The following is a 7,745-nucleotide window of genomic DNA, read 5'->3' on the forward strand; positions in this document are numbered from 1 at the left end:
GCACCCAGCGAGTCGACCGGCAGCGGCACGCCCAAGCCGACCGCAGCGGCAGAATCGACCAAGACGTCGCCCACCGTCTCGGCCGGCGAAGACAGCACACCGGAGTCCTCGACATCTAAGTCCTCGACACCGGGACCAGCGAGTGCGCCATCCACCTCCTCACTCGACGTCATCGTCTCGACGAGCTCAACCCCGTTCGCGGGTGCCACCTCGCCCGATCCCACCTCATCGGGAGGGAACTCGATGACGCACACCGTGCAGCGTGCGGTGGTGGCCGCGCTGGCGGAGGTGAACCCCGTGGTCGACCCGGGATCCCCGGGTCCGGCGGCCCGATCGTTCGTGTCGGGTACCGGGTCGGCAACCGCGGCAGCGACATCGCGCGTGGCATTGGCGCCGACTCCGGCGGTCGTGTCCGTACTGCCAGCGGCCGCCCCACCGGTCGCACCGCCACTACCGGGCAATGCCATCATCGGCCTGCTGTCGGAAGTGTTCTCGGCGGTGAACACGCTGATCTCGCCGAATCCGGCTGTGCCCCCGGCGGATCCGTTGCACTTGCTGGTGTTCGAGGTGGTCCGTCGCATCGAAATGACCCTCGGGCTGCCGGTGGCGGGCACCCCCATCGTCGTCACCTCCGATCCGGTGATCGGCACGAACCCGGTATCCACTACTCCTGGAGTCCCCACCGCCGACGACGTGGTTCAAACTCCGTACGGGGACATCGGTCCGTGGCTGCTGGAGTCCAACGGACAGATCTCGGACTTCGGCGGACAGCAACTCGGCGGCAAGACGCTCCTGGAGCCGATCAACGTCATCATCGTCGATCCGACGTCGAGCACCGCCGCGGAGGCCACCGCCAAATTCAACGCGAGTATGAGTCAGGCCGGATTCCCGGCCCTGCCAATACACTCCACCGGCTTTCAAGGCACCATCGACGGCGAGACATACGGTCAACAGCCCACCGGCATCCTGGACGCTTACTCCAACAACTCCTTTCTGCTCCCGGACGACCATGCCCGCGCGTTCGGACCCGACCCCGTGCAGACCGCGTCGGGATTCGTCTGGACTGTCGCGGCCAGCCGCGAACAATGGGGTCTCTCCGGCCTCGTGCCGACGCATACGTATACCTCGTACAACGCCGCCCGCGACGAACTCGCCAGTCGGCTCATCCTCAGCGGCGCAACGTTGGTCGGCATCGTCCCCTTGAGCAATTCGGTGGACAGCGCTACCCAGACCACCGGCGATCACGACGGCTATGCCATCGTCATCCAGCTGAACAACTGATAGGTCGCGACGCGCAGGCACCTCGCCCGATCCGCTGGCCGTAGCCGAAGCGTGACAGATCCTTGATCGAATTGCTAAGGCGCACCTACACATCGAATCACCACGTCTCCCCTACGATTCCAATTGACATCGGTGTAATTAAAGGAATCGGAAGCCATGCGTCAGGTTGTTCGGTGTGTTCTTGCAGCGATCGTGATGACTGCGAGTGTGGTGGCGGGGCCGGCCGGCCCCAGCGTGGCGGCGATAAACCAGTCGTATCGGTCCGCCATCGCATCGGTTCTGCCGACACAGGACGCGGTGGTGGGTGTGGCACACCCCGTGGTGGTGACGTTCAGCGGGCCCGTCGCCGACAGGCACTTGGCCGAGAGCGCCATCGACATCAAATCGGTACCCGCGATGACCGGCAAGTACGAATGGCTCGACAACGAGGTCGTACAGTGGGTTCCCGACCGATTCTGGCCGGCGCACAGCACGGTGGCGCTGTCGGTGGGCAGCCTGTCGACGAACTTTCAGACCGGTCCTGCCGTCGTTGGCGTGGCCAGCATCTCGGATCACACGTTCACCGTCAGCATCGACGGAGTCGAGGCTCGGCCGCCGTCTGAACTGCCGTCACCGCACCACCGACCCCACTGGGGAGAGGCGGGCGTGTTCCCGGCCTCGATGGGTAGGCCGGACTACCCGACACCGGTCGGCACCTACACCGTCTTGGCCAAAGAACGCGACGTGGTGATGGATTCGAGCAGCGTCGGCATTCCCGTCGACGCTCCCGACGGTTACCTGCTAGACGTGGAATACGCCGTCCGCATCACCAGCCGTGGCCTTTTCGTGCATTCGGCTCCGTGGGCGGTCAACTCGCTCGGGCACGAGAACGTCAGTCACGGCTGCGTCAGCCTGAGTCCCGAGGACGCCGAGTGGTACTTCAACACGGTCAACGTTGGCGACCCGGTGATAGTGCGGGAGAACAGCCTCGAAGTTCCTCGCGCAGTGTCGGGTTGACGCGGCTCTCCACCCAGATGCATGCGCGCGTCTCGTGGCGCGGTCGTCGTACAGAATTTCGCCGAGACCGAATCGGTATGAGACCGTGTCGCTTACGAGCACACCGTGCCCTAGAAAGTGGCTATGCGCTTCTCACGCACGGCGATTGGCGCACCGCCCATCGAGGAACCGAACGTCACCATTTGGAAACGACACGGTGCGGCATGGTGCACGGGCGCCGTTTGCCTTTGATAATTGACGCAGCCGTCTAACCGCGACTTCGGTGCGGGCATTCGGTTCTGTTGCACCACTTGAACGCCGAATGTCTGAGCCGGAATGAAGGAGCCAACGTCGATGACGATCTTTGATCGATTCAACATCGCAGTAATTGCTGCTGGAGCTGGGTTGTGCGGGGTCGCCGTGGCGTTGAGCCCTGGCGTTGCAGCGGCCCAATGGGTCACCGGCGGCTACGACTGCATGGAGACGTCGGCGGGCGAGGTCGGTGCAGCGCCGGCAGCGGCGGGCGTGGTCGGTGCAGCGCCGGCTGCGGCCGGCTGCGGTCCGGCCAGCGCTCCGATCGCTGACATGGCGGGTATTCCGATGGCCTTGCCCGGTCCAGTGCCGGTCGCAGCGCCGGTTCCGGTCGCTGCTCCGGTACCCGTCGGTGCGCCAGTTCCGGTGGGCGCTCCCGTCCCCGTCGGTGCGCCCGTGCCAGTGGGCGCTCCCGTACCCGTGGGCGCACCGGTTCCGGTCGCTGCCCCCGTGGCTGTGGCGGCTGGGCTCGTTGACATGGCTGGTGGCTTCGCGGGCAAGGGCGACCCGATTGCTCCCCCGCCGGCCGGCGCCCCGGTGTCCGGTCAGCCGATCCTGCCCGGTCCTACCGGCTGACGAGACGACGGTCGCCGGGTCAAGTCCTGAACCGGGGCTGGAACTCAGCGACGGCTGGTATCGAACCAGCGACCCTCCGTGTGTGCGATGGCTTGCCGGACAACCTGCTTGTCCAAATGCGCAGGCGCGCATGGTCAGCGGTGAGCTGGCGCGAGTGGCAAGTTGGCACCTGGAGTCGAACATGTGTTCTAATGGACTCTCCGCGCCAGCCCGCACAGTGCGGGCGATGTTCAGAAGGAGTTCGCCGCAACGATGACCGTAGACACTCTGGCAGCAGAAGCGCCGCCCACCTACTCCGACACTCCCGACGTCGTGGTTCCTTCTGTCGAGAGCACCTCGCCTGCGAGCACACCGGCGCCCGACGCGCCCAACGCCGAAGCTCCTGCCGCAGAGAAGCCCAAGAGGGCTCCGGCCAAGAAGGCGGCCGGCAAGAAGACCAAGACTCTCGAGCTGACCCTCACTGTCACCGGTACCGCCGACGGTGACTGGCGCGCCGAGCTCAAGCACGGCACCACCTACCTGGCCCGCAACCTCGCGGTCGCGGCCGCCGCCGTCTCCCGCGCGGCCAAGGAACTGCACGAGGACCTCTCCACCCCGATCGACGAGGTCATCGAAGAGGCGCGCTCCCAGCAGGCCGCAAGGGTCGCCGCCCTCGAAGCCGAACTAGAAGCCGCCCGCAAGACACTCGCCGACCTGGACTGAGCTCCCTGAACCAAGCCGCTCACCGCGTCTGATCAGCGCTCAGTCCGAGCTCCTTTGCGGTTGTGTACCTGAGCAAACCCGTCCCGGGACGTTCGGCTCGTACGGTCGTCAACCGGCGGCTGCCCGCAACGCTGCCAGCAGCGGTGTGGCTGCTTCCGTGAGGAATAGGTCCTGGCCATCGTCGCCGATCTGGACGAGCGCGATGTCGGTGAAACCGGCTTCCCAGTAGGCGCGGACTGCATCGACGATCGCGTCCAGATCAGGGCCGCACGGGATCGAGTTTGCGACGTCGTCGGGACGTACGAACTGAGTGGCGCCAGAGAACCCGGCAGTCGTCGGAAGGTCGGCGTTCACCTGCCAGCCACCACCGAACCAGCGGAACTGCCCGTGGGCACGGGTGATCGCGGCTTCGCGATCAGGATCCCAGCAGATCGGGATCTGCCCGACCACCCTGACGTCGCCGGGCAGCCCCGTCGCGCGGCGCGCGGCATGCCACGAGTCGACCAGGTCCTGGTCTGGTTCCACGGCGATCAGATGATCCGCCAGGGGGGCGAACGTCTCGATCGACTTCCGCCCGGACACTGCCGCGGCGATGGCGACCGGAACGTCGGGGATATCCCACAGCCGGGCCGAGTCGACCTCGAAATACTCGCCGGTCCAGTCAACGAGTTCGCCAGTGAACAATTCGCGAATGATCTGAATGGCCTCGCGAAGCATGCCGTGCCTGCGCAGAATCGTTGGCCAGCCCTTGCCGATCACGTGTTCGTTGAGGTTCTCGCCACTGCCCAGCCCGAGCGTGAAACGCCCGTCGGCGAGGATCTGCAGCGTCGCCGCCTGCTGTGCCACGACCGCCGGGTGGTACCGCATCGTGGGGCAGGTGACGTAGGTGAACAACTCGACCCGCTCCGTGGCCTGGGCTACCGCACCCAGGACGGTCCACGCGTTGGGCGCGTGTCCCTGCGCCGCCAGCCATGGCGAGAAATGGTCGCTGGACACCTCGAAGTCGAAACCCACGTGTTCTGCCGAAACGGCATACCGGACAAGATCTTTCGGCCCGCTCTGCTCGGTCATCAAGGTGTAGCCAAACCGTGTCATGGCCACGCGGATACCCGCCCGGGGGCAAGCCCAAAACCGTGACGCCTTGGACGCGCTCGATTACTGCAGTTGGCCGATTGGGCTCACGTCGATGTGCTTGCAAAGATCGTCTGGATTATCGAACACCATGGTCGCGCCAGCGCTCTGCAGCTCCTGAGCCGATACTCCTCCGCTGCGAACTCCGATGCTGATCACCCCGGCCCGGGCGGCGGCTTCAGCGTCCCACACCGAATCGCCGACGAACACCGCGCGCGAGGGCTGCACGCCGGCTCGGTCGAGGGCGACGGCAACGATGTCGGGTTCGGGCTTGGCGGTGTCGACATCCTCAGACGACGTGACCGCCGATAGGAGGTCCTCACAGTCGAGCAACGATCGCAGCCTCGCCAGCTCGTCTTCGGGCGCCGACGTCGCCAACACCACCTGCATCCCCCGTGAGGCGACCCGGTCCAGGAGTTCACGCGCACCGGGCAACAGCGAAAGATACAACGACAGCTCCGCGTAGTACCGCGAATGCAGCTGCGATGCCCGCTGCCTGGCGGTCCCGTCCGCCCCGCCCGACAACGCTTTCACCAGTTGCGTTCCGTCCATCCCGATCGCACGGTGTATCCGCCAGGACTCCACCGCGATACCGGTCTCCCTGAACGCACGACACCAGGCGTGGACGTGCAGGTAATTCGAGTCCACGAGGGTGCCATCGATGTCAAACAGCACCGCAGGGGGTGAATCGGCTAAAGCGGGCATGCCAGGATCCCATCGGTTGAAAGCCAAGTAGTCACCGCGACAACCACTCTCAGCCATGCGTTGCGACGACCGCTGGCGAACCGCAGATCATCGACCAGGCCACTGAGCGCTTCGCCTCGCCGTTCCGGTGGCCCACGAAGAATCGACGAGGGATGCACGGTCACCACCAGGTCGGGATTGCGCATGCCGTCGTCGGTGGCCAGGTGAAACAGCTCGCCTCGGTGCGCGGTGAGCCAAAAGTCATTGCCCAGCAACGATTTGGCTGCGACAGCGCCCATGAGGACCACCCCGTCGGGTTCCACGGCGTCGAGTTCGGCGACCAGCCACGGCCGACAGGCCACCGCCTCCGTTCGGCTGGGTGTCTGGTGTATGCGGCGCTTGCTCCGCTCGGCGCGGACGGTGAACTTGAAGTGCTTGACCGCGTTGGTGACATACAGCTCGTCCCGACCGATCCCAGCGGCGTCAAGCGCTTTGTCGAGGATCCGCCCGGCAGGCCCGACGAACGGTGCGCCGGGTCCATCTTCGACGCTCATCTGGTGTCAGCCATCCGTCCTCCTGATCATTCAGTGACGACTAGCGCTACATCGGCGGGATCGAAGAGCGGGAGGCCCGGCCCCTGCGGGCCGGACCTCCCGATCGACGTTTGCTGTTACTGCTCGGCCTTCTCGCGAACCTCGCTCGCCTTGGCCGCACCGCGCGCGGCCTCCGCCTCGGCTTCCTTCTTCGCGGCCTCGCGTTGCGCGTCAGCTTTGTCTTGCTGGGCTTCGCCTTCGCGCCGAATGTCATCACGGCCGGTAGCCGAGCCGATGACCTCTTTGGCCTTGCCCTTGACGCCTTCCACGACGCCGCTGATACCTTCTGCCGGTCCGCTCTTGTCGTCAGCCATCACAGATCCCTTCGCTGGTTGATCCCATCGTCGGCGCGCTGCTCGCTGAACGCTCCACGTGACGGGGCATCTGCCCCGGTGTTGCACCAGCCGATTTCCCACACCGCGCGACGACCAAACCCGACGTGCGAAGTCGCACCCTGAACAACCAGCGGAGACGGTGCCACGAGGCCCACGCCTGAAGGTTTGAATTTGTAAGCCTCTCCCCGAGGCTTCGACAAGCTCGTCACCGACCCAAAGAGGGGCTCTGAACTGCGTTTGGTGGTGGTCCCGGCTGGTATCGAACCAGCGACCTTCCGCGTGTGAGGCGGACGCTCTCCCACTGAGCTACGAGACCTGGGAGACGCACCGATCAGAGATCGATGGGACGTCAGAGATTAACACGGACGTCCGTGTGGCCGAGAATCCCGACGGCCGGACCTCGGCAACTCTGCGGCGGTATGGTCACCGCCATGACGCTGCGCCTGGCCTCATTCTCGTCGGCCTCGGCGCGGGGCTGCTGTCCGGCTGCGGCGGCTCGGACCCCGCTCCTGTCGCGTCGGCACCCTCGATGCAGCGGGCGACCACGGTCCGTTCGGCACCCACCGAATCACCGGCGGCCTCACGCAAGAGCGAGCGCCGGGCACCGGTGAATCCCGCGTCGTGACCGAATTGGTCGGGTTCAGGTCGCAGAGCAGCAACGTCGGCTGCTACCTCGACGTGGACGACGTCCGCTGCGACATCGCCGAGGCCGATTGGTCGCCGCCGCCTCGCCCCGCAGATTGTGAATACGACTACGGGCAAGGCATCACGCTCGTGCCCGGCGGCCGCGCCGAATTCGTCTGCGCCGGCGACACGGCGCTCGTGCCGGACGGCAATGCCCTCGCGTACGGCCAGTCGATCTCGGCCGGGGTGCTGCAGTGCGACAGCGCGGAGTCGAGCATCACGTGCCGCGACATCAACACTGGGCGTGGCTTCGCGATCGCGCGCGAGGCGTATCGGGTGTTCTGATCCCCTCGACACGGCGTCGGGGGGATTTGTGCGCCCTCGCGTGCTTGGACTAATGTTGCGCTTCGCGACGGGCGACGATCTCGCCCGTGGCACGCGGATGTAGCGCAGTTGGTAGCGCATCACCTTGCCAAGGTGAGGGTCGCGGGTTCGAATCCCGTCATCCGCTCGAAGGTGCAGTGGCATCAAC

10 protein-coding genes, 2 tRNA genes and 1 pseudogene are annotated in these 7,745 nt (G+C 65.8%); 7 read left to right on the forward strand and 6 right to left on the reverse strand.

Features of this window, described 5'->3' with window-relative positions; genetic code table 11:
- Positions 1-209: hypothetical protein (locus tag QOC69_RS21215; protein WP_526443238.1), on the reverse strand; the 209-nt coding region annotated here is incomplete at its 3' end.
- A gap of 34 nt (positions 210-243) precedes the next feature.
- Here QOC69_RS21215 and QOC69_RS21220 point away from each other — a divergent pair.
- From QOC69_RS21220 to QOC69_RS21235, 4 genes are all read left to right on the forward strand, one after another.
- Positions 244-1,281, forward strand: a complete 1,038-nt coding sequence (locus tag QOC69_RS21220; RefSeq protein ID WP_526443240.1) for a hypothetical protein — start codon at positions 244-246, stop codon at positions 1,279-1,281.
- A gap of 156 nt (positions 1,282-1,437) precedes the next feature.
- The gene (locus tag QOC69_RS21225; RefSeq protein ID WP_526443242.1) at positions 1,438-2,277 is read left to right on the forward strand and encodes a L,D-transpeptidase; all 840 of its coding nucleotides are present in this window, start codon (positions 1,438-1,440) and stop codon (positions 2,275-2,277) included.
- A 333-nt stretch (positions 2,278-2,610) separates the two neighbouring features.
- Positions 2,611-3,144 carry a hypothetical protein gene (locus QOC69_RS21230; protein ID WP_526443244.1) on the forward strand — a complete coding sequence of 178 codons (534 nt, stop codon included), beginning with the start codon at positions 2,611-2,613 and terminating at the stop codon, positions 3,142-3,144.
- A 252-nt stretch (positions 3,145-3,396) separates the two neighbouring features.
- Positions 3,397-3,846 carry a DUF6319 family protein gene (locus tag QOC69_RS21235; RefSeq protein WP_526443246.1) on the forward strand — a complete coding sequence of 150 codons (450 nt, stop codon included), beginning with the start codon at positions 3,397-3,399 and terminating at the stop codon, positions 3,844-3,846.
- 108 nt (positions 3,847-3,954) lie between these two features.
- On the opposite strand, the gene QOC69_RS21240 is transcribed toward QOC69_RS21235, so the two are convergent.
- From QOC69_RS21240 to QOC69_RS21260, 5 genes and pseudogenes are all read right to left on the reverse strand, one after another.
- Positions 3,955-4,941 (reverse strand): LLM class F420-dependent oxidoreductase, encoded by a 987-nt coding sequence (locus QOC69_RS21240; protein ID WP_526443248.1) that lies wholly within the window; start codon positions 4,939-4,941, stop codon positions 3,955-3,957.
- 60 nt (positions 4,942-5,001) lie between these two features.
- Entirely contained in the window at positions 5,002-5,682 is a 681-nt protein-coding gene (locus QOC69_RS21245; protein WP_526443250.1) for an HAD family hydrolase, read from the reverse strand.
- A pseudogene (locus QOC69_RS21250) lies at positions 5,670-6,206 on the reverse strand (uracil-DNA glycosylase family protein); the annotation flags it as partial. The gene QOC69_RS21245 and the pseudogene QOC69_RS21250, both read right to left, overlap by 13 nt.
- 125 nt (positions 6,207-6,331) lie before the next feature.
- Positions 6,332-6,568, reverse strand: a complete 237-nt coding sequence (gene mbp1, locus QOC69_RS21255) for a microaggregate-binding protein 1 (RefSeq protein ID WP_526443252.1) — start codon at positions 6,566-6,568, stop codon at positions 6,332-6,334.
- A 262-nt stretch (positions 6,569-6,830) separates the two neighbouring features.
- Positions 6,831-6,905 (reverse strand) — tRNA-Val (locus QOC69_RS21260).
- A gap of 57 nt (positions 6,906-6,962) precedes the next feature.
- On the opposite strand from QOC69_RS21260, the gene QOC69_RS21265 reads away from it, so the two are divergent.
- The 3 genes from QOC69_RS21265 to QOC69_RS21275 all read left to right on the forward strand — a co-directional run bounded on the left by QOC69_RS21265 (position 6,963) and on the right by QOC69_RS21275 (position 7,724).
- The gene (locus QOC69_RS21265; protein ID WP_526443254.1) at positions 6,963-7,214 is read left to right on the forward strand and encodes a hypothetical protein; all 252 of its coding nucleotides are present in this window, start codon (positions 6,963-6,965) and stop codon (positions 7,212-7,214) included.
- Positions 7,211-7,558, forward strand: coding sequence for a DUF6636 domain-containing protein (locus QOC69_RS21270; protein WP_526443256.1), 348 nt, complete (start codon positions 7,211-7,213; stop codon positions 7,556-7,558). The genes QOC69_RS21265 and QOC69_RS21270 overlap by 4 nt, the downstream gene beginning before the upstream one ends.
- 93 nt (positions 7,559-7,651) lie before the next feature.
- Positions 7,652-7,724, forward strand: a tRNA-Gly gene (locus QOC69_RS21275).
- Positions 7,725-7,745 lie beyond the last annotated feature (21 nt).

The sequence above is a fragment of the Mycobacterium sp. genome, assembly GCF_032162105.1.
GTDB lineage: Bacteria > Actinomycetota > Actinomycetes > Mycobacteriales > Mycobacteriaceae > Mycobacterium.